At 63.4% G+C, this 20725-nt stretch carries 17 protein-coding genes and 1 tRNA gene; 11 read left to right on the top strand and 7 right to left on the bottom strand.

Annotated features, from left to right (window positions below; genetic code table 11):
* The first annotated feature begins 5 nt into the window (after positions 1–5).
* The 6 genes from NKH35_RS19825 to NKH35_RS19800 all read left to right on the top strand — a co-directional run bounded on the left by NKH35_RS19825 (position 6) and on the right by NKH35_RS19800 (position 7846).
* Positions 6–926: an ABC transporter permease gene (locus NKH35_RS19825; RefSeq protein ID WP_023668591.1), complete on the top strand. Its 921-nt coding sequence runs from the start codon at positions 6–8 to the stop codon at positions 924–926.
* Between the two features lie 28 nt (positions 927–954).
* Entirely contained in the window at positions 955–2598 is a 1644-nt protein-coding gene (locus NKH35_RS19820) for an ABC transporter substrate-binding protein (RefSeq protein ID WP_352915955.1), read from the top strand.
* Positions 2588–3532: an acetamidase/formamidase family protein gene (locus NKH35_RS19815; RefSeq protein ID WP_352915952.1), complete on the top strand. Its 945-nt coding sequence runs from the start codon at positions 2588–2590 to the stop codon at positions 3530–3532. Before NKH35_RS19820 ends, NKH35_RS19815 begins: the two co-directional genes overlap by 11 nt.
* A gap of 187 nt (positions 3533–3719) precedes the next feature.
* Positions 3720–5501 (top strand): ABC transporter ATP-binding protein, encoded by a 1782-nt coding sequence (locus NKH35_RS19810; RefSeq protein WP_352912307.1) that lies wholly within the window; start codon positions 3720–3722, stop codon positions 5499–5501.
* Between the two features lie 127 nt (positions 5502–5628).
* The gene (locus tag NKH35_RS19805) at positions 5629–6579 is read left to right on the top strand and encodes a hypothetical protein (protein ID WP_352915949.1); all 951 of its coding nucleotides are present in this window, start codon (positions 5629–5631) and stop codon (positions 6577–6579) included.
* Positions 6580–6631: 52 nt separating this feature from the next.
* The gene (locus NKH35_RS19800; protein WP_352915946.1) at positions 6632–7846 is read left to right on the top strand and encodes a hypothetical protein; all 1215 of its coding nucleotides are present in this window, start codon (positions 6632–6634) and stop codon (positions 7844–7846) included.
* Between the two features lie 48 nt (positions 7847–7894).
* Here NKH35_RS19800 and NKH35_RS19795 read toward each other — a convergent pair whose 3' ends face one another.
* The 3 genes from NKH35_RS19795 to NKH35_RS19785 all read right to left on the bottom strand — a co-directional run bounded on the left by NKH35_RS19795 (position 7895) and on the right by NKH35_RS19785 (position 12496).
* The gene (locus NKH35_RS19795) at positions 7895–11320 is read right to left on the bottom strand and encodes an acyl-[ACP]--phospholipid O-acyltransferase (protein ID WP_352915943.1); all 3426 of its coding nucleotides are present in this window, start codon (positions 11318–11320) and stop codon (positions 7895–7897) included.
* A 91-nt stretch (positions 11321–11411) separates the two neighbouring features.
* Positions 11412–11699: a YiaA/YiaB family inner membrane protein gene (locus tag NKH35_RS19790; RefSeq protein ID WP_352915940.1), complete on the bottom strand. Its 288-nt coding sequence runs from the start codon at positions 11697–11699 to the stop codon at positions 11412–11414.
* A 110-nt stretch (positions 11700–11809) separates the two neighbouring features.
* A complete protein-coding gene (locus NKH35_RS19785) occupies positions 11810–12496 on the bottom strand; it encodes a PspA/IM30 family protein (RefSeq protein WP_352915937.1) in 687 nt (228 codons plus the stop codon).
* 107 nt (positions 12497–12603) lie between these two features.
* Here NKH35_RS19785 and NKH35_RS19780 point away from each other — a divergent pair, with 107 nt between their 5' ends.
* Positions 12604–13212, top strand: coding sequence for a TetR/AcrR family transcriptional regulator (locus NKH35_RS19780; RefSeq protein WP_352915934.1), 609 nt, complete (start codon positions 12604–12606; stop codon positions 13210–13212).
* Positions 13213–13317: 105 nt separating this feature from the next.
* Positions 13318–15282 carry an acyltransferase family protein gene (locus tag NKH35_RS19775; RefSeq protein ID WP_352915931.1) on the top strand — a complete coding sequence of 655 codons (1965 nt, stop codon included), beginning with the start codon at positions 13318–13320 and terminating at the stop codon, positions 15280–15282.
* A 101-nt stretch (positions 15283–15383) separates the two neighbouring features.
* Here the strand turns inward: NKH35_RS19775 and NKH35_RS19770 are convergent.
* Positions 15384–15459, bottom strand: a tRNA-Ala gene (locus tag NKH35_RS19770).
* Between the two features lie 148 nt (positions 15460–15607).
* Between NKH35_RS19770 and NKH35_RS19765 the strand changes: the two genes are divergently transcribed.
* Together NKH35_RS19765 and NKH35_RS19760 are read left to right on the top strand one after the other, a co-directional pair.
* Positions 15608–15898 carry a YggT family protein gene (locus NKH35_RS19765; RefSeq protein ID WP_023668602.1) on the top strand — a complete coding sequence of 97 codons (291 nt, stop codon included), beginning with the start codon at positions 15608–15610 and terminating at the stop codon, positions 15896–15898.
* A 13-nt stretch (positions 15899–15911) separates the two neighbouring features.
* Positions 15912–16223 carry a DUF167 family protein gene (locus tag NKH35_RS19760; protein ID WP_023715892.1) on the top strand — a complete coding sequence of 104 codons (312 nt, stop codon included), beginning with the start codon at positions 15912–15914 and terminating at the stop codon, positions 16221–16223.
* Between the two features lie 110 nt (positions 16224–16333).
* Here NKH35_RS19760 and NKH35_RS19755 read toward each other — a convergent pair whose 3' ends face one another.
* From NKH35_RS19755 to NKH35_RS19745, 3 genes are read right to left on the bottom strand one after another with little or no spacing between them, the layout of a single operon-like run.
* Positions 16334–17215, bottom strand: a complete 882-nt coding sequence (locus tag NKH35_RS19755) for a MurR/RpiR family transcriptional regulator (protein ID WP_352915928.1) — start codon at positions 17213–17215, stop codon at positions 16334–16336.
* 50 nt (positions 17216–17265) lie between these two features.
* A complete protein-coding gene (locus NKH35_RS19750) occupies positions 17266–18333 on the bottom strand; it encodes an ABC transporter ATP-binding protein (RefSeq protein ID WP_352915925.1) in 1068 nt (355 codons plus the stop codon).
* A 2-nt stretch (positions 18334–18335) separates the two neighbouring features.
* Positions 18336–19106, bottom strand: coding sequence for an SDR family NAD(P)-dependent oxidoreductase (locus tag NKH35_RS19745; protein ID WP_352915923.1), 771 nt, complete (start codon positions 19104–19106; stop codon positions 18336–18338).
* A 178-nt stretch (positions 19107–19284) separates the two neighbouring features.
* On the opposite strand from NKH35_RS19745, the gene NKH35_RS19740 reads away from it, so the two are divergent.
* Positions 19285–20517 carry an ABC transporter substrate-binding protein gene (locus NKH35_RS19740; protein WP_352915920.1) on the top strand — a complete coding sequence of 411 codons (1233 nt, stop codon included), beginning with the start codon at positions 19285–19287 and terminating at the stop codon, positions 20515–20517.
* Positions 20518–20725: the final 208 nt, after the last annotated feature.

Here is a 20725-nt window from a genome sequence, read left to right as displayed (position 1 = left end):
CGGTCATGATCGCCTATCTCGGCCGCCGGCTGATCCAGTCGCTGCTCATCCTGCTTGGCGTCTCGCTGATCACTTTTGCGCTGCTCTACCTCTTGCCGGCCGACCCGGTGCGGCAGATCGCCGGCCGCAGTGCTACGCCGCAGACCGTGGAAAACATCCGCCAGCAGCTCGGCCTGGACCAGCCTTTCGTCGTCCAGTATTGGCACTACCTGACGAAGCTAATCAGCGGCGATCTCGGCCGCTCCTACATCCAGCGCTCGGAGGTTACCGAGCTCATCGTCTCGCGGCTGCCGGCCAGCCTGCTTTTGATGGTGGGCGCCATATTGTGCGAGTTGCTGATCGGTCTAAGCATGGGGCTGATCGCCGCCGTCAAGCGCGGCTCCGCCACCGACCAGACCCTGATGGTGGCCTCCTTCGTCGGCGTCTCGGCGCCGCAATTCGTCGTCGGCTTATTGCTGCTCTACGTCTTTGCCGTGCGGCTAAGCTGGTTTCCGATCGGCGGCTACGGCACATGGCGCCATCTGGTGCTGCCGTCGTTGACCATGGGCGTACTCGGCGCCGGCTGGTATGCGCGCATGATGCGCTCGTCGATGATAGACGTCCTGCGCCAGGATTATGTCCGCACGGCGCGGGCCAAGGGCCTGGCGCGCAGCGCCATCATATTCCGCCACGCACTGCCGAATGCCATCCTGCCGGTCATCGCCATGATCGGCATCGACATCGGCATCTTCATGGGCGGCATCGTCGTCGTCGAAAGCGTGTTCGGCTGGCCCGGCATCGGTCAGCTGGCGTGGCAGGCGATCCAGCGCGTCGACATTCCGATCATCATGGGCGTCACGCTGGTGTCGGCCTTCGCCATCGTGCTCGGCAATCTGCTCGCCGACATCATCGCGCCGTTCATCGATCCCCGCATCAAGCTCAGATGAAAATGAAACAGAGAAAGGGAACACAACAATGAAAAAGTTTCTCGCATCCACAGTCGCGGCATCCGCCTTGGCCCTCATGCTCGGCATGACAAGCGTCCGCGCCGAAGACATGGTCGATCCCAACGCCAAGCAAGGCGGCGCTATTACCATCACCTACAAGGACGATGTTGCGACCCTCGATCCGGCGATCGGCTATGACTGGCAGAACTGGTCGATGATCAAGAGCCTGTTCGATGGGCTGATGGATTACGAGCCAGGCACCACCAACCTGAAACCCGATCTGGCAGAAAGCTACGAGATTTCGCCCGACGGCCAGACCTTTACCTTCAAGCTGCGCCATGGCGTGAAATTCCACAATGGCCGCGAGATGACGGCCGACGACGTGAAATATTCGCTCGACCGCGTCACCAATCCGAAGACGCAGAGCCCCGGCGCCGGCTTCTTCGGCTCGATCAAGGGCTATGACGATGTCGCTGCCGGCAAGGCCGAAGGCCTTTCCGGCGTCACCGTCGTCGATCCCTACACGGTGAAGTTCGAGCTGACCCGGCCCGACGCCACCTTCCTGCATGTCATGGCCATCAATTTCGCCCATGTCGTGCCGAAGGAAGAGGTCGAGAAATATGGCGCCGATTTCGGCAAGCATCCGGTGGGCACCGGCGCCTTCAAGCTCGCCGAGTGGATACTCGGCCAACGCATCGTCTTCGAGCGCAATGCGGATTACTGGCACAAGGGCCTGCCGCATCTCGACAAGATCACCTTCGAGATCGGCCAGGAACCGATCGTGGCGCTGCTGCGCTTGCAGAAGGGCGAGATCGATGTGCCCGGCGACGGCATTCCGCCGGCAAAATTCCAGGAGGTGATGGCCGATCCCGAGCAGAAGGCGCGCGTCGTCGAAGGCGGTCAGCTGCACACCGGCTACGTCACCATGAACACCACCATGGCGCCGTTCGACAATGTGAAGGTGCGTCAGGCCGTCAACATGGCGCTCAACAAGGCGCGCATCATCCAGATCATCAACGGCCGCGCCGTGCCGGCCAACCAGCCGCTGCCGCCGTCGATGCCGGGCTACGACAAGGATTACAAAGGTTATCCCTATGACGTAGCCAAGGCCAAGGCGCTGCTGGCCGAGGCCGGTCATCCCGATGGTTTCGACACGCAGCTGTTCGCCATGAACACCGATCCCAACCCGCGCATTGCCCAGGCGATCCAGCAGGACCTGGCGGCCATCGGCATCAAGGCCAGCATCCAGTCGCTGGCGCAGGCCAATGTCATCGCCGCCGGCGGTGACAAGGCCGGCGCGCCGATGATCTGGTCGGGCGGCATGGCCTGGATCGCCGACTTCCCCGATCCGTCGAATTTCTACGGCCCGATCCTCGGCTGCGCCGGCGCGGTGCCGGGCGGCTGGAACTGGTCGTGGTACTGCAATAAGGACCTCGACGCCAAGGCGGCCGAGGCGGATTCTGTGGTCGACCCGGCAAAGGCCGGCGAACGCGACAAGATGTGGAGCGCCATCTACGACAAGGTGATGGAAGACGCGCCCTGGGCGCCGGTCTTCAACGAACAGCGCTTCACCATGAAATCCGCCCGAATGGGCGGCGCCGACAACCTCTATGTCGACCCGGTCCATATCCCGATCAACTACGACAATGTGTACGTAAAAGATGTGCAATAACTGCGACTACACCATCCATGGGCGCCACCACCATTTCGGCTGGGACAATTCCTTTGTCCCGGCCGAGCGGGTGGCGCCCGGCGCGACCATCGAGTTCCAGTGCCTCGATGCCGCCGGCGGCCAGCTGAACGCCGACAGCACGGTTGCCGAAATCGCCAAGCTCGACTTCGCCGGGGTCAACCCGGTGACCGGGCCGATCTTCGTCGAGGGCGCCGAGCCGGGTGACGCGCTCAAGGTGACGATCGAGATGTTCAAACCGTCCGGCTTCGGCTGGACGGCGAACATTCCGGGTTTCGGCCTGCTCGCCGACGACTTCACGGAACCGGCGCTGAACATCTGGAAATACGATGCAGCCGCGCTCGAACCGGCGCTGTTCGGGAAAAACGCGCGCGTACCACTGAAGCCGTTCGCAGGCACCATCGGCAATGCGCCGGCTGAGATGGGGCTTCACTCGGTGGTGCCGCCACGGCGGGTCGGCGGCAATCTCGACATCCGCGATCTCGCTGCCGGCACGACGCTCTATCTGCCGGTTGAGGTGGCCGGCGCGCTGTTCTCGGTCGGCGATACGCACGCCGCACAAGGCGATGGCGAGGTCTGCGGCACGGCGATCGAGAGCCCGATGGACGTCGTGCTCAAGCTCGACCTTGTCAAGGACGCCAGGCTGAAGACGCCGCGCTTCACCACCGCCGGTCCGGTGACGCGCCATCTCGACGCCAAGGGCTATGAGGTGACGACGGGTATCGGGCCGGATCTGATGACCGGCGCCAAGGAGGCGGTGGCGCAGATGGTCGATCTGCTTGCTGGGTGGTATCAGATCGATCCGGTCGAGGCCTATATGCTGGCCTCGGTGTGCGGGGACCTGCGCATCAGCGAGATCGTCGACATGCCGAACTGGGTGGTGTCGTTCTATTTTCCGCGTTGCGTGTTTGAATGACGGTACGTCGGCGCCGCACCCCCACCCCGCTGCTTCGCAGCGACCCTCCCCACAAGGGGGAGGGTAAAGCGCTGCCACCCTACCTCCCCCTTGTGGGGAGGTCGGACCGGACGTCCGGGTGGGGGTCAGCGCCAAGGTTTGTGCGAATGGTGCGACGGAACCAATCCGTCGCAGGGCTCCACCCACAATGACCCTCGCCGACACCCCCGTCCTCTCCATCGCCAACCTCTCGGTCAGCGTGCGCGGCGAGGACGGCGAGCGCAATGTCGTCTCCAACCTGTCGCTGACGCTGGCGCGCGGCGAGACGCTTTGCATTGCCGGCGAATCCGGCTCCGGCAAGTCGATGACCGCGCTGGCGATCATGCAGCTTTTGCCGCAGCCAGCGGCGCGCATTTCGTCAGGCATGATCCGTCTTCGGGATGGGAATCGGGGCGACACCGACCTAGCAACCCTCGACGAACGCCAGATGCGGCGCATTCGCGGCGACCGCATCGCCATGATCTTCCAGGAGCCGATGACCTCGCTCAATCCGGTGCTGTCGATCGGCCGGCAACTGACCGAATCCATCGAAGCGCATACCAGCCTGTCGTCGGCGCAAGCCCGCCAGCGCGCGATCGAGGCGTTGAAGGCGGTGCGCATTTCGGAGGCGGAAAGCCGGCTAAAGCAGTTTCCGCACGAACTCTCCGGCGGCATGCGCCAGCGGGTGATGATCGCCATGGCGCTGGCGATCGAGCCCGACGTGCTGATCGCCGATGAGCCGACGACGGCGCTCGACGTCACCGTGCAAGGCGAAGTGCTGGAGCTGTTGCGCGACCTGCAGCGCCAGCATGGCACCAGCGTCATCCTGATCACCCACGATATGGGCGTGGTTGCCGAAATGGCCGACCGGGTCATCGTCATGCGCGACGGCCGCATGGTCGAAGAAGGCACGACATCGGATATTTTTGCCCGCCCGCAGGCCGACTATACGCGCGAACTGCTGGCTGCCGTGCCGCGCATCGGCAGTGGTGTCGGTCGACAGAAATCCAGGGATGCGATTGACGTCTTGAAGCCGGCCAATGTCGCCGAGGTCAACGACCTGCATGTCCGCTTCGATCTGCGTGGCGGCATCTTTGGCCGGGTCACCCGCCGCGTCCATGCCGTCGAGGGCGTCAGCTTCTCGATCGCGCCCAACGAAACGCTCGCTCTGGTCGGCGAATCCGGCTGCGGCAAGTCGACGACCGCCAAGGCGCTGGCCGGACTGGCGCCGTATAGCGGCGACATCGTCATTGGCGGACGCAATCTCTCCGGTCTTGGCCGCGACGAGCGCAAGGCGGTGCGCCGTGACGTCCAGATGATTTTCCAGGATCCCTTCGCTTCGCTCGATCCGCGCATGCGCGTCGGCGACCTCGTTGCCGAGCCGCTGGTGATCCATGGCATCGCCTCCAAGGACGAGCGCCGGGAACGGGTGGCGGCGCTGTTCGAGCGTGTCGGCCTGTCGGCCGAACAGATGGAGCTTTACCCGCACGAATTCTCCGGTGGCCAGCGCCAGCGCGTCTGCATCGCCCGAGCGCTGGCGCTACGACCAAAACTGATCATCGCTGACGAAAGCGTCTCCGCGCTCGACGTCTCGGTGCAGGCGCGTGTGCTCGATTTGCTGAAGGAATTGCAGCGCGAATTCGGCGTCGCCTATCTCTTCATCTCGCACGACATGGCGGTGGTCGAGAACATTTCCGACCGCGTTGCCGTCATGTATCTCGGCCAGATCGTCGAGATGGGCACGCGCGACCAGGTGTTTTCCAACCCGCGCCATCCCTATACGAGGCGGCTGATCGAAGCGGTGCCGGTGCCCGATCCGGCCCAGCGCAGAAGCCGCTTCGCCCGCCTCGACCAGGAGATACCGAGCGCCACCCGCAGGATCGGCGAGGCGCCGCTGAAGCTGGCTCTGAACGATGTCGGCAACGGCCATCTGGTTGCTGTAGAAAGCTGAGCCGCACTGGCTGGCGATTGCAGCTTTACCTTGTTAAGCACAACCAGGACTTGTCATCTCGGGTTTACCACGCCTTAGGTAGATGACGGCCACTATACGGTCGGCGTTCTTGCCCTGGGGGAAAACAGTGCTCAAGGCGGTTCTGCAGCTGCTGCCGGGTCGGTTCATGGATGTGCGCATGCGCGTATCCGCCGACTACGAGACGCGTGTCGTGGAGCGGCCCGGGCGCTGGATGAAGGCGGCCGAGCTGGAGCAGTTGAGCAGCGATCTGCGGCTGGTGGCGTCGAAGACGCTGAAAGTCGGCAGCCTGACCTACGGTGTGTTTTCCGGTGACCGCAGCCGGCTGGAACATTCCATCATCACCATTGTCTACCGGCGCAGCGACCGGCAGCCGATCGCCTTCAACGCGCTGGCGCTGATGGAGATCTCGCTGGCCGGCAAGCCCTATGAAGTCTTGCACCTCGGTCTGGTCATGATCGATTCGGACGAGCGCAGCCGCGGGCTGAGCTGGATCCTCTACGGCCTGACCTGCTTCCTGATGTTCCTGCGCAACCAGCTGCGACCGATCTGGATCTCCAGTGTCACCCAGGTGCCGGCCGTCGTCGGCATGGTCGCCGAGGCCTTCAGCAATGTGTTTCCGGGGCCGCATGCAGGCGCACGGCGCTCGCTCACCCATGTGCTTTTGGCGCGGCAGATCATGGCACGCCATCGCCATGTCTTCGGTGTCGGGCCGGAAGCCGGTTTCGATGAAGAGCGTTTTGTCATCACCAATGCCTATACCGGCGGCTCGGACGATCTGAAGAAAACCTTCGATGAGGCGGCCAAGCACCGCGAGGAGACCTTTAACGAGTTCTGCCGCAAGGAACTCGACTACATGCGCGGCGACGATGTGCTGCAGATCGGCCAGATGAGCTTCCAGTCCGCGCGCACCTATCTCGCCGACACCGTTCCGCGCGGCTCGCTTGCCGCCCTTGCGGTAGCAGGTGCGGCGGCCACGCTGCAGCGGCTGGTTTTGCCGGTGGTTCACTGGGCCGATAGCACCCGCCAATGGAATGTGCTGAGACCATGGACACGCTGATGGCTTCATTCGTGGCGTCTCGGTTTATCCGCAAGCTGACGGCAGCCGGCCGATGATGAACCTCGACGGCACGCTCGTCGCCGACACCATCACCTCGCTGGCGGCGCTGGTTGGCCTGCTTGTCGTGATATCGATCATAGGCGGGCGCGACACGGGCGATCCGCTGTCGCAGCGCTTTCTATTCGGCCTCAAGGTGCTGGCAGTGCTGCTTGCCTGCCGCATCCTCGACTGGACCACGGGTCTTGCCTTTTTCCGCTTCGTCACCATCACGGCGGCGGGTCTGCTGCCGCTGGCCGCACTGCTGCTGACCGAAGGCCTGCTGCGCCGGCACGCGCCGTTCGCTCTCAAATTGTTCGCCGCCGGCGGTGCCCTGCTGTTCTTCGTTCTGGCGCCGATCCCGGAACGCTTTGCCGAGCCATGGCGAATGGCGGTACTACTTGCCTTCCAGTTTGGCGGTTTTCTCGCCATCGGCTGGTTGGTGATGACGCGCGACCGCGACAGCCTGTCGGCGGCCGAAAACCGCACGGTCGAGCGCATGGCGCTGTCGCTGCTGTTGATCATTCCGTTCATGGTCACCGACTACCGGCCCGGCCTGTTCGAAGTGCCGGTTCGGCTTGGCGGCATCGCCATCCTGTTCCTGTGTTGGCTGACGATCGGCCTTGGACGCGCGAGCCTCGGCCATCGCGACACGATCGGCGCCTTTACCGTGATTACGCTGAGCTCGGTTTTCGCCGGGCTGGCGCTGGGCGGCATCGACGATCTCGGCTGGCGCGGCAGCGTGCAGGGCGTGGTGATCGTGCTTTCGGCGACGCTGCTGGCAGTCATCTACAATGACAGCGTCAGCCTCACCGCGGAGAAGCGCCGCGACTCGTTGCTGAAGCATATGGCCGAGGGTGATCTCACCGATTCGGCGCGCTTCCTGCGCGGCCTGCAGAGCCATATCCTTGTCGACGGCGCGCTGATCCTGCCGGCAGGGGACCTCGGCGATTTCGACCTGAAGGTGCTGGCCCGTGCACTGGAGCAGGAGCCCGTGCGCTCGCTCGCCGATACGCAGCCGGGGGCGCCAGTCGACCAGGATATACGCGAGCAGCTGGCATGGCTGTTCGAGAAATTTGAGGCGACCCATGTGCTGCTGGCGACGCTCGAGCCGTTGACCGTGGTGGCGCTCAACATGCCGGCGCTGGCATCGTCGCCGGGCGTGGAAATGGAGCTGCGGGCAGTCCAGCGCATGGCGATGCTGATCTCGCAGCGGCATGCGAAGGGTTGATCATACTGAACGGGCCGGCTCTTGCGTCGGCCCGTTGCCGTAGCCGGGTCAGGCGGCCTTGGTCTTCAAGGCCTCTTCGTCGCGCACCATTTTTGTCACGGCGGCGAAGTCGAGCTTGCCGGAGCCAAGGACCGGTACCTTTGAGACCACCCGCACTTCGGCCGGGACCATCAGGTCCATGGCGCCGTTGGCCTTGGCGTAGGCGAGGAATTCCGCTCGTGTGGCGCAGGATGCCTCAGTGATGAGGATCAGCTTTTCGCCCTTGCGGGCGTCGGGCACCGTGGCGACCGCCGACAGCGAGCCCTTCCACAATTCGCCGGCCAGCGCTTCGACAGCGGCGAGCGAGATCATCTCGCCGCCGATCTTGGCGAAGCGCTTGGCGCGGCCGCGAATGGTGATGAAGCCGCCTTCGTCGATAGCGACGACGTCGCCCGTATCATGCCAGCCGTCCTCCAGCGGTTCGAGCACGCCGGGCTTCTCGGCCCGGAGATAACCGGCCATGACATTGGGGCCGCGCACGAACAGCCGGCCGCCTTCGTCGACGCCGGGTACCGGATCGAGGCGGTATTCCATGCCGGGCATGATCTTGCCGACGGTTCCGGAGCGATTGTACATCGGCGTGTTGATGGAGATCACCGGCGCCGTCTCGGTGACGCCGTAGCCCTCGAGGATGCGTAGGCCGAACTTCTCCATATAGGTCATGCGCGTCGCTGTCTTGACCGGTTCCGCGCCGGCAAAACAATAGCGTATCGAGCGGAAGTCGTAGGGGTGCGCGGTGCGCGCATAGCCGGAGAGGAAGGTGTCGGTGCCGAAGATGATCGTCGCGTTCGAGCCGTAGATCAGTTCCGGCACGAGGCGGTAGTGCAGCGGCGAGGGGTAGAAATAGACCGGCACGCCGGAGATCAACGGCAGCACCGTGCCCGCGGTCATGCCGAAGGAGTGGAAGATCGGCAGCACGTTGAACACCTTGTCGCCCGAATGGAAGTCGATACGCGACGCCGCCTGGGCGGCGTTGGCCAGGATGTTGCGGTGGGTCAGAACGACGCCCTTCGGCGTGCCTTCCGAACCCGAGGTGAACAGGATCACCGCCGCATCGCCGGGCTTGCGTTTCGCGCGCGGCGTCGACTTGCGCAGCAAGCCGAGCAGCTTATCCTTGAGACTGATGGTCTTTCTGAGATCGTCGAGCCACACGATGTCGACCGAGCGACCGAGTTCCTCGACTACAGCGCCGAGCTTTGCCTGTTCGACGAACGCGCGGGACGTCAGCACGGTGCGGACTTCGGCGGCCTTGCAGGCGGACAGAATATTGGCAGCACCTGCGGTGAAGTTCATCATCGCCGGAACCTTGCCGGCGGACATGACGCCGAGCAGCGTCGCGCAAGAGCCGTTGGCGTTGGGCAGCATGATGCCCAGCGTCTGCTGGTCGGCATAAAGGTTCTGGAACTTCTCACCAAGCACGGCGGCAGCCGTGAGCAGCTTGCTGTAGCTGAGAGAACCGGTGGCCGGATCCTGAACTGCGAGCTGTTTCATGCCGCGTTCGTTCGCCGTCTCGATGATCTTTTCCAGTACGGTCTTGTCGATGTCCTGGGTGCGGAAAACGAGATCCGACATCACCTGGTAGAGCGCGGAACCCGCCGCGGCGCGGCGCTTGCGGCCCTTCAGCTCCTGCGGCACCTCGAGCTTGACCGGTTCCAGAATGGTCACCTTGACCTTCGGGAACAGGCGGCGGCGCACATGCTGCGAGCTCAGCCGCGAGAAGTAGGTCTTCTCCAGCCCGTCGATGCGCACCGGCACAACCATCGAGCCGGTCTTGTCGGCAACCATGGCGGCGCCGTCATAGACCTTCATCAGGCCGCCGGTCACGGTGATGCGTCCCTCCGGGAAGATCACCAGCGGGTCGCCGCCCTGCACGATCTTGATCAGCGTGCGGGTCGACATCGGCTTGGCCGGGTTGAGCGGCAAAGCGCGGGCAAGTTTCATGAACGGCTTCATCCACCAAGCCTGGGCAATGGTGTAGTCGATGGCGAAGACCGGTTCCTCATCGGTCAGCGTCAAGGCGAGCGGACCGTCGAGGAAGCTGACATGGTTGAGCGCCAGGATCGGCGCCTTGCCGGCCGCCTTGAGGTTTTCCATGCCCTCGACTTCGAGGCGCAGGAAAGCGCGGAACAGGATGGAGACGAAGTCACGGAAGGGGTTCGTCGGCAAATATTTCAGCATCAGCCAGGCGGCAATCGCATTGGCCGCGACGAGGCCGAACAGGATGCCGCCGGTCGAGACCTTCGTCTGGATCAGGGCCATGATGATGCCGCCGCCAGTCATGAAGCCGGCATTGACGATACTGACGGCGGCGACGACCCGGGCGCGCCGCGCTTCGGGCGACCAGGCCTGCACGGCGGCGAAGGTCGGCACCACCAGGAAAGCGGCTGCAATGGCCATGCCGGCGAGGTCGATGGCGACGCGGATCGTGTTTGGGCCGGCGAAGAATGCGCCAAGGGTTTCCGCCTGGGGCGACGGCGTCATGCCGGAGATGGTCCAGGCGAGATGCAGGCCGAACAGGGCGAGCAGCGCCGTGCCGACCGGTGCCGGCAACAGCACGATCCGGCCCTGCGACATCCAGGCGGCGATGGCCGAACCGATGGCGATCGAGACGGCGAACACGGCGAGGTAGACGGTGACGGCCATTTCGTTGCCGCCGAGCGAATCCTTGATCAGGACCGGCAGGAGCGAGAGCACGATGGCGCCGATCAGCCAGAACCACGACGTCATCAGGCCGGCGCGCCAGATGCGCGTGTCGGTGCGCAATTCGGCGACCTGGCGCCAGGTCGAATGGAAGATGTTCTTGTCGATGACAAGGTCGGGCGCCGCCGAACCGGTGGACGGGATGTAGCGGCTGACGAGCCAGCAACCGACGGCGAGCGCCATCATGATCGGTCCGAACACCGCGACGCCGATGCCATCGGCGGAAACGACGCCGCCGGCTATGGTGCCGCCGAGAATCGCGGCAAACGTGGCTGACTCGATCCAGGCGTTGGCCTTGGGCAGTTCCTTGCGTTCGAGGTGATCGGGCAGGATTCCGTATTTGATCGGTCCGAACAGCGCCGAGATAACGCCGAACATCAACAGCGCCGTCATCAGCACGGGAATGGACGACAGGGCGATGCCGACGACGGAGACACCCGCCGCGGCGATCTCGGCGAATTTCAGACGCTTGGCTATGAGAGCCTTGTCGAAGCGGTCGGCGAGCTCGCCGCCGAGCGCCGACAGGAGCAGGAAGGGGGCCATGAAGACGGCGCCCGCCAAGGTGACCAGTGATGCCGCCTGGTCCGCCGCCAGCGTGAACAGAATAAGGAACACCAGCGTGTTCTTGAGGAAATTATCGTTGAAGGCGGACAGGAACTGCGTCCAGAACAAGGGCGCAAAGCGCCTGGACGTCATCAGATGAGCTGTCGGTCGGTTGATCGGGGCGATTTCCATAGCGGCGACTTCCATTGGGCATGACCGATTAAAATCCTGGCTGGATTGATCAGCGGTCTTGCGCGTTGAGCCTTGTTTAGCGGGAACCCGGTTACACTTCGTTACTGCGGCTGACATCCATCAGCAACTTCTCGGTCTTGGCGTCTTCCAGCCGGTTGATGAAGCGGCTTGCCTCTTCCGAGTCGCGCAGCGTCTTGGTGATGGTGATCGAGGTGTGCACGAGCATGATGGCGGCCATCGCATAAAACCCCTTGGCGGCGAAGCTCGCCTCCATGAAGTGGATGCCGCCGGCCATCATTGTGGTGGCAACGGCGAAACTGGCCATGGTGAAGGTCTTCCAGGCGCTTGAGTCCTTGAGGGAATAGGTGTTCGGGGTCATCGATATGGTCCTTTCGTTTCAAGGTTAGGTTGGTTGGGCGTGGGTCTGTTTCAGGCTGGATACAATCAGGCCGGATACAATCAGACTGGATACAATCAGGCCGGGTACGATCAGGCCGGCTTGGTCATGGTCTTCGTGAGCCGTTCGAGCACGGCGTCGGCGCTGCTTCTCAGCGGCGCGCCGCAGCCGGCGGCCGCAAGCTTCTCTGAGACCGCGGCAGGATCGCCCGACTGTTCCATCTCGGCCATGGCGGCCGCGGTGGCGTCGATCTGCTTTTGCCTGGTGCGCAGGCGCAGCAGCGTCTCCTCGGCGTCCCTGAGCGCCGACAGGCTGGAGCCGGGCGCGCTTTCTCGCAGGCGCTGGGTCGAGTCGACCGCGGCAACGATGCGCTGGCCGCGCTGCAATTCGCGCAGGCGCATTTCGGAGACGCGGATGATCCGCTTGAGACGCTCGATCTCGGTGCCGAAGCTTTTCTGCGCCTCGGCGGAGGCGTCGCGTTCGGCTTCCACCATGGCGATGGTTTCGGCGGCTTCGCGGGCCAGTTCATTCTGTCCCTGCTCGATCGCGGCGATCGTGCGCTTCTCCAAATCGTCGATGCGGAGGACAAGCTTCTTGAACTGCGCGACTTCCTGTTCGTTCTGGGCGATGGCAATTGCAACCGCCCGGCGGGCGGCCGCGATAGCGTCGGCGCAATCGCGGATCTGCTGGCGCAGGATTATCAGCGCGTTGCGGTCGACGACCGCCTCGGCGGCTTCGTAGCTTCGGCCGCGAACGAGAGCAAAAAACTGTTTCAACATTTCCGTTTCTCCTCTATGAACGTTGTTCACGACGCAACGTAGCACACTGTGAACGGCGTTCAAGGATAAAATGAACGTTGTTCATGACTTGCGCATAAGGAAGGTTAATGACCGCAAAACGGGACGCCAAACGCGAGGATCTCAAAGGCAGGCTGATCGAGGCCGCGCACGCGCGCATTCAAGCCTCGGGGCTCGCCGGCCTGCGCGCACGCGACATCACGGCCGATGCCGGCTGCGCGCTCGGCGCGCTCTACACCGCCTTCGCAGACCTCGACGAGCTCATCCTGCACGTCAACTCGATCACGCTGGCAAGACTTGGGGCGGCGTTGGAACAGGAGGCGACCGGCGCGGCCGAGCCAAGGGCCAAGCTGAGGGCTCTGGCCAAAGCCTATCTCTCTTTCGCGCGCGACAATCGCATGGCGTGGAAGGCGCTGTTCGAGCATCGCATGGCGCCAGGCGTGGCGGTGCCCGGATGGCATCTGGCCGAACATGCCGTGCTGATCCAGCATCTGGTCGAGCCGCTGGCCCAGCTGCTCCCGGCGGCGGCAACGCCGGAGCTTTTGGCCCGCGCGCGCACGCTGTTCTCCGCCGTGCATGGGATCGTCGCCATCTCGCTCGAAGACCGTTTCATTGGCCTGGCGTCCACCGATCTCGAAAGTGAGCTGCTGGGTTTCGTTGGCACGCTGGTGAGCGGACTGGAGACGGAAAGGGAATGAACTGCTGCGATCGGCTCTTGCCTCACGGCACTCTGCCCTTATGAAGATCGTGGCGCGGACTGGCCGGTTGATCCCAGGCCGGCTGAGACTGTTGGGGGATACCCGGTGACAATCGATCAGAACCGTCGGTTTCGACCCGAAATACAAGGGTTGCGCGGACTGGCCGTCGCTCTGGTGGTCGTCTTTCACCTGTGGCCCCATGCTCTTCCCGGCGGATATATCGGCGTCGACGTCTTTTTCGTCATCTCTGGCTATCTGATCACCGGGCTGCTGGCGCAGATGGCGCTGCGCGACGGTCGCGTCTCGCTGATCGAATTCTATTCGCGACGAATCCGCCGGCTCCTGCCAGCAGCGATCCTGGTGCTATTGGTGACGCTGCTCGGTACGCTGCTGTTCATTTCCAAGGCGCGCTGGGAGGAAACGGCCAACCAGATCCTGGCCAGCGCGCTCTATGTCGAGAACTGGCGTCTGGCCCACGAGGCAGTCAGCTATCTCGACGCCGACAATCTGCCGACGCCGGTGCAGCATTACTGGTCGCTTTCCATAGAAGAGCAGTTCTACATCGTCTGGCCGGTGCTCATGATCGGCGTGATCTGGCTGGCGCGGCGATGGCATCTCTCCTTGCGACGATGCCTGGCGACGACATTGTCGCTCGTTTTCCTGGCATCGCTGGCCGCCTCGATCATCCTGACGAAAACGGATCCGGCACAGGCCTATTTCGTCAGCCATACACGCCTGTGGGAATTGGCGTTGGGCGGCCTGCTGGTGCTTGGCGAGCACCGGTTCCGCCTGGGCGCGGGTGCAAGCCGGGTGATGGCGCTTGCCGGCACCGCCGGCATCCTTGCCTCCGCTCTTCTGTTTTCAGCGGCGACACCGTTCCCTGGCCTCAGTGCGTTGCTGCCAACCCTGGCCACCGTGCTCATCATCCTGGCTGGCGAAGTCCAAGCCGGTCGGTTTCGTGGGCTCGATTTGTGGCCGCTTCGGTTCATCGGCGATAGGTCCTATTCGATCTATCTCTGGCATTGGCCGTTGATCACATTCTTCCTAGGACAGGGCTTTTCGCTGACCTTTGCCAGTGGTGCCGGCCTGATTGCGGTGACCCTGGTCCTGTCGGACCTGTCTTATCGCTATGTCGAACAACCCTACCGACAGGCCCAGGGCGGAGCGTGGTGGAAGCCGCTGGGATATGGCACCATCGCGGTGCTGGCATGCGTGGCGGCATCGGAGGGGCTGCTGCATTTCGTGACGACGCAACGCACCGACATTACGCTGATCGGCACGCCGGCCTATCCCGGGCCTGCCGCCTTGCTGACCGGCGCCGCGGTTCCGGACGATGTTGACCTCCTGCCGCCGCTGGCCAGGCTAAGGCGGGATGTGTCGAGGTTGTTCTCGGCGGGATGTCAGCAGAACCTCAAAGGCGCAAAACCGGTGGGATGCGTGCTGGGCGACCCCGCCGGCCCGAAAACCATCGTCCTCGTTGGCGATTCCCACGCTGCCCAATGGGGTCCAGCCTTGAACAAGATCGCCAGGGACCGCAAATTCAAACTGGTTTCTTTCTCGAAATCCGCCTGCGCATTCGCGCGTGCGCCTACCAAGTCGGACGGCAAACCGTATCCATCTTGCTACGAGTGGAGGGAGAAAGTGCTGGCTGAGGTTTTAAAGCTCAGGCCGCTCGCCGTCATCACCAGCCAGTCCAACGCCGGATCGGTTCCGGATGACCTGATGATCGAGGGGCTGCGCAATGTCTGGAGCGAACTGACCGAGGCAGGTTCGCAGATCATCGTCATCCGGAACACGCCCTTGATGCGATTCGAACCCGGCGATTGCCTGAGCGCCACGCCCGCAAAATGCTTCACCAAAAGAAGCGACGCCGAGCTCAACAACCTGTTGGCGCTTGCCGCGGAGGGTCAGAAAAACGTGCGCGTCGTCGATATGACTGACGCTTTGTGCGGACCGGAACTATGCCCGGCGGTCGTCGGCAATATGATCGTCTGGCGCGACACCGGTCATTTGACGGCCACCTATTCGCTTGCGCTCGCGCCTTATCTCGCCCCCAGGCTCGGCCTGTGACGCGATTCCCAAAGCGAAAGGGCCACGCGCTTTCCCAAGTTGCTCCAGCAGGCACAGAGTCCAGATATTTTTCGGGACGAGCAAGGAAATGGAAATTCCGCTGGTGGAGCTGAGGAGGATCGAACTCCTGACCTCGTCATTGCGAACGACGCGCTCTCCCAGCTGAGCTACAGCCCCGTCCAGCGGATGGCGCATTTATCGAAGGCTGCGGTTTCCTGTCAAGGCGGGGTTTTGCCGAATTCCCTTGTGCCCGGTGCTTGTAGGCGACCGGCCCTTGCCGGTTTCGCGCGCAATGGCTACATGTCGGCAACAATCGGAGACCGGCATGCTCGCCCTCATTCAAACAATCGTCATGGCGCTGGACCTATACTGGTGGGTCATCATCGCCTCGGCGATCTTTTCCTGGCTCTATGCGTTCAACGTCGTCAACTCGCGCAATCAATTTGTCGGCAGCATCGGCAACATGCTCTACCGGCTGACCGAGCCGGCGCTGCGGCCGATCCGTCGGTTCATGCCCGACCTCGGCGGCGTCGACATTTCGCCGATCATCCTGCTTCTGCTCCTGTTCTTTCTCAGGCAGCTCATTCTCACCACGATAGCGCCGCTGGTCCTGTGAGCCTGACGATGGCATGAGCGCGCCATTCCGCTTGCGCGTCGACGGCATCGACCTGTTTATCCGGCTGACACCGAAGTGTTCGGTGGACAGGCTCGAAGGCGTCGAGGTATCGGCCGACGGGCGCAGCCGTTTGAAGGCGCGCGTGCGCGCCGTGCCGGAGAATGGCGCGGCCAATGCGGCGCTGGAACGGCTGGCGGCCAAGGCGCTGGGCGTTCCGGCATCGGCCGTGTCGGTCATTGCAGGCGGCACGGCGCGGCTGAAGACGGTGCGTGTCGCGGGTGATCCGGCGGTGCTGGCGCAGCGTATCGGGGCGCTCAGCCGCTGATCGAAGATCCAGCGTTGCGGCATGCAGCCCCTTGATCTGTCGGCGGAACAGCGCCCCCCTCTGTCCTGCCGGACATCTCCCCCACGAGATTGGCAGCTTCCGCCCCGCTCTCAATCCCCCAGCGGCAATTTCGGATCGTCAACCTTCAGCGTGTTCACGCTCTGCTTGATGCGGCGCAGGTTTTCGAGAACCCTGGGTCCGCGCGTCTCGGCCACGGAGGTGACGATCATGTCGACGATCGAAAGCAGCGCGTAGCGCGACGAGGTCGGCTTGTAGATGTTGCCGTCTTCCAGCGACTGGAACTGGATAACGGTATCGGCGGCCTTGGCGAGCGCTGATTCCGGCGGGGTTACGGCGATGGTGCTGGCGCCATATTGCTGGGCCACCTGCACGGCGTCGATCACCGAGCGCGCATAGCCGGACACCGAGAACGCGATCAGCGTCGTCTCCGATGTGGCGACCGCGGCATACATGCGCTGCAATTGCCCGTCGATCTGCGCCAGCACCGGCACGCCCAGCCGAAACAGCCGGTTCTGCATCTCGGTCGCCATCATCGAGGAAATGCCGCCGGAGCCGATGCACAGCACATTGCCCGAACTGACGATGCGCGCGGCCACGCCCACCAGCGTCTTCATGTCGAGGTTTTCGCTGGCGCGCTGGATGGCGGCGATTGCCGCTTCGGTGATGGCCGACGCAATGCGCTGCTCGCGCGCGTCGCGGTTCAGCGGTTCGGGCGACAGATACTGGCCGCCAATGGCGATCGCCTGCGCCAGGTAGAATTTGAAATCGCGCAGACCCTCGCAGCCGAGATTGCGGCAGAAACGGGTGACCGTCGGCTCGCTGACGCCGACGCGCGCGGCAATGTCCGAGATTGCCGCCTTGGAGGCGAAGTCGAGATCGGTCAGCACGAGGCCGGCCAGGCGGCGGTCCGATTTGGTGCCGTCCTGCGACATCAGCTGCAGGCGCGTGATGATGTCGGCCGGCGTTTTCATTTCTGGGTTGTCGTCTTCATCGTGGTGTTTTCGTTTTCATGCCGGCGCTCTCATAGCGGCAGGCCTGTCGCCGTGTCGAACAGATGGATGTTTGCAGGCGCGACCGAGACCGGCAGCATTTCACCCGGCTTGACCTGTATCCGATCGCGGAACACGGCGCGCACCGTGTCGGCACCGATGGCGCCATAGACATGGGTTTCCGAGCCGGTCGGCTCGACGACATCGACCTTGATCGCCATCGCGTCGACAGCCTCGCCGATGACGAAGTGTTCGGGCCGTATGCCGGCCTCGACCGTGCTGCCAGCCGGCACCGTCTTGCTGCCGAGCGCCAGTCGCCCTCCGCCGGCCGATTCGAACCAGCTTTTCTCGGGCGTCGTCTTCAGGGCGCCGGAGACAAAACTCATCGACGGCGAGCCGATGAAGGAGGCGACGAATTTGTTGGCGGGACGGTCGTAAAGCTCCAGCGGCGCGCCGACCTGCTGGATCTTGCCACGATCCATCACCACGATGCGGTCGGCCATGGTCATGGCCTCGATCTGGTCGTGGGTGACATAGACGATGGTCGATTTCAGCCGCTGGTGCAGCGCCTTGATCTCGGTGCGCATCTGCACGCGCAATTGCGCGTCGAGATTGCTGAGCGGTTCGTCGAACAGGAACACCGAGGGCTCGCGCACGATGGCGCGGCCCATGGCGACGCGCTGGCGCTGGCCGCCCGACAACTCCCGGGGATAGCGGTCGAGGTAGGCGAACAGGTTGAGTATCCCGGACGCCTTCTTGACCTTGTCGTCGATTACCGTGCGGCTCTCACCGCGGATCTTTGGGCCGAAGCCGATATTGTCGGCCGCTTTCAGGTGCGGAAACAGCGCATAGGACTGAAAGACCATGGCAATGTTGCGCTGCTGCGGCGGCAGATCGTTGGCGCGCACGCCGCCGATCAGGAGGCGGCCTGAGGTGATCGGCTCCAGCCCGGCCAGCATGCGCAGCAAGGTCGACTTGCCGCAGCCGGAAGGGCCGACCAGCACGACGAACTCGCCGCTTTTGATGTCTAGGCTGATGTTCTCGAGGATCTTGTGGCGTCCGAACGATTTCGACAGGTCGCGGAACTCGACGTCGGTCATGGTCAGGCTCCCAAAATGTCGTCGATGAAGGGCAGGAAGCCGGCGGTCAGTCCGGCGTCCACCGGCACCACCGCGCCGGTTATCCCCGATGCGCGCTCCGAAGCAAGGAAGGCCACCGCTTCGGCCACTTCGGTGGCGTCGACGATGCGGCCGAGCGGATAGAGTCGCTTGAGCTTGCCGAGAACATCCGGGTTCTTGGCCAGGCGATGGTCCCAGGCGGCGGTGCGGATCGAACCGGGGCAGACGACATTGGCGCGCAGGCCGCTGCGGCCGAGCTCCACCGCGACCGATTTCGCATAGCCGTTGATGCCGGCCTTGGCGGCGGCATAGGCTGGATTGCCGAAATGGGAAATCGCATTGACCGAGGAGATGAAGACGACGCTGCCCGAGCCACGCGCGGCCATCGCCTTGATCAGCGGATCGGCGAACAGCATCACCCCGGTCAGATTGAGATCGAGCTCGTGCTCTATTCTGTCAGGGGTCAGCGCGGCAAGCGTCTCGGCGCGTGTCCAACCGGCATTGTTGATCAGGATGTCGGGAACGCCATCCTTGGCGAGGATTGCCGCGATCGCGGCCTCGACTGAGGCCCGGTCAAGGAGGTCGAAGACGTGGTGCGACGCCAGGTGCGGGCTGCGCAACGCTTCTTCCGACTGGTCGCAGCCGACGACTCGCGCGCCACGTTCGGCCAGCAGCGCCACGATGGCCGAACCGAGACCGCCGCCGGCGCCGGTTACCAGCACAGTCTTGCCTGCGAATTCGGCCTTTGAAACCACCCTGCGCGTCTCCTGGGATCTACGATAGTCGGAAAACGCTATTTTAAGAAATGTAATAAAGCAACAGGATAATCCGCTTGCACAGCGTGAAATGATGGATAATGTAGGAAAGTCACATAAAGCCTTGGCCGCCTGAAAGCCGCAAGAGCGCAGGCGCCAATCAAATGGGAGAGATCGAATGACGCTTGCAAAATGGACTGTCGGCCTGATGGCCGGAATGAGCCTGCTGGCGCTCACGGCACAGGCAGATGCCGGCGAAGTGCGCGTCACCGTCGCCGAATACAGCGCCAAGACCGGGCCGTATTTCGAAGCGGTGAAAAAGGAATTCGAGGCAGCCAATCCCGGCATCACCGTCAAGTTCGAAGTCGTGCCGTGGGATGTGTTGTTGCAGAAGCTGACCACCGACATCACCGCCGGCACCAATGCCGATCTGTCGATCATCGGCACCCGCTGGCTGATCGATTTCGTCCAGCAGGATGTCGCCGAGCCGCTCGACGGCTACATCAAGCCTGACTTCAAGGACCGCTTCATCGACACCTTCCTGTCGCCCTCGATCATGGACGGCAAGACGTACGGCCTGCCGATCGCGGCTTCGGCGCGCGCTATGTATTACAACAAGGAATTGTTCGAGAAGGCCGGCATCGCCAACCCGCCGGCAACCTGGACCGAGCTTCAGGACGATGCGCGCAAGATCAAGGCGCTGGGCTCCGGCACGTTCGGCTTCGGCCTGCAGGGCAAGGAGATCGAGACCGACGTCTATTACTACTATGCGATGTGGTCGCAAGGCACCGAGATCCTCAACAAGGACGGCACGTCGGGCCTCGGCACTCCCGGGGCGCTCGAAGCCGCCAAGCTCTACAAGTCGATGATCGACGAAGGCCTGACGGAACCCGGCGTCACCTCCAACAACCGCGAGGACGTGCAGAACCTGTTCAAGCAGGGCAAGGTCGGCATGATGATCACCGCCCCTTTCCTGTCCAACCAGATCAAGGACGAGGCGCCGAACCTGAAATATGGCGTGGCCGCAATTCCGGCCGGCCCGAGCGGCGCGCGTGGTACCTACGGCGTCACCGATTCCATCATCATGTTCAAGAACTCCAAGAACAAGGACGAGGCCTGGAAGCTGCTCGACTTCCTGTTCACCACCGAACAGCGCGCCAAGTTCACACAAGGGGAAGGCTTCCTGCCGGTGAACAAGGAAGAGGCCAAGATGGACTATTACGTCAACAATGCCGATCTGGCGGCCTTCACCGCGCTGCTGCCCGACGCCCGCTTCGCGCCGGTCATCCCCGGCTGGGAAGAAGTCGCCCAGATTACCTCGGATGCGATGCAAAAGATCTATCTTGGCGGCGACCCCGAAGCAGGCTTGAAGGAAGCGGCTGCCAAGGCCAACGCCGTGATCAAGAAATAGGGCGTATCTCCCTGCGCCCGGCGCGCCCCTAGAGATCGGGGCGCGCCACCCTTTCCTCTCCCTCCGGAGGGGGGAGAGGTGGCTCGGCGAAGCCGAGACGGAGTGGGGGAACCACCTTCGCCGTAAACGCACATAAGGGCACCAGGCACAAGCATTGCCTCGCTTTGCGCCCAAGGGTCGACCCCCACTCCGTCGAGCTTCGCTCGAC

Origin of the sequence: Mesorhizobium sp. M1143 (genome assembly GCF_040318435.1) — a bacterium.
In the GTDB taxonomy this organism is placed as follows: Bacteria; Pseudomonadota; Alphaproteobacteria; order Rhizobiales; family Rhizobiaceae; genus Mesorhizobium.
Note: the sequence above shows the minus strand (reverse complement) of the source record. Positions and strands in the feature narration are given on the sequence as shown.

Bases quoted from the DNA above. Each gene is read 5' to 3' on its own strand.
- NKH35_RS19825 (WP_023668591.1), top strand. From the start codon at position 6: ATGATCGCCTATCTCGGCCGCCGGCTGATCCAGTCGCTGCTCATCCTG.
- NKH35_RS19820 (WP_352915955.1), top strand. From the start codon at position 955: ATGAAAAAGTTTCTCGCATCCACAGTCGCGGCATCCGCCTTGGCCCTC.
- NKH35_RS19815 (WP_352915952.1), top strand. From the start codon at position 2,588: ATGTGCAATAACTGCGACTACACCATCCATGGGCGCCACCACCATTTC.
- NKH35_RS19810 (WP_352912307.1), top strand. From the start codon at position 3,720: ATGACCCTCGCCGACACCCCCGTCCTCTCCATCGCCAACCTCTCGGTC.
- NKH35_RS19800 (WP_352915946.1), top strand. From the start codon at position 6,632: ATGATGAACCTCGACGGCACGCTCGTCGCCGACACCATCACCTCGCTG.
- NKH35_RS19795 (WP_352915943.1), bottom strand. From the start codon at position 11,320: ATGGAAATCGCCCCGATCAACCGACCGACAGCTCATCTGATGACGTCC.
- NKH35_RS19790 (WP_352915940.1), bottom strand. From the start codon at position 11,699: ATGACCCCGAACACCTATTCCCTCAAGGACTCAAGCGCCTGGAAGACC.
- NKH35_RS19785 (WP_352915937.1), bottom strand. From the start codon at position 12,496: ATGTTGAAACAGTTTTTTGCTCTCGTTCGCGGCCGAAGCTACGAAGCC.
- NKH35_RS19780 (WP_352915934.1), top strand. From the start codon at position 12,604: ATGACCGCAAAACGGGACGCCAAACGCGAGGATCTCAAAGGCAGGCTG.
- NKH35_RS19765 (WP_023668602.1), top strand. From the start codon at position 15,608: ATGCTCGCCCTCATTCAAACAATCGTCATGGCGCTGGACCTATACTGG.
- NKH35_RS19760 (WP_023715892.1), top strand. From the start codon at position 15,912: ATGAGCGCGCCATTCCGCTTGCGCGTCGACGGCATCGACCTGTTTATC.
- NKH35_RS19755 (WP_352915928.1), bottom strand. From the start codon at position 17,215: ATGAAAACGCCGGCCGACATCATCACGCGCCTGCAGCTGATGTCGCAG.
- NKH35_RS19750 (WP_352915925.1), bottom strand. From the start codon at position 18,333: ATGACCGACGTCGAGTTCCGCGACCTGTCGAAATCGTTCGGACGCCAC.
- NKH35_RS19740 (WP_352915920.1), top strand. From the start codon at position 19,285: ATGACGCTTGCAAAATGGACTGTCGGCCTGATGGCCGGAATGAGCCTG.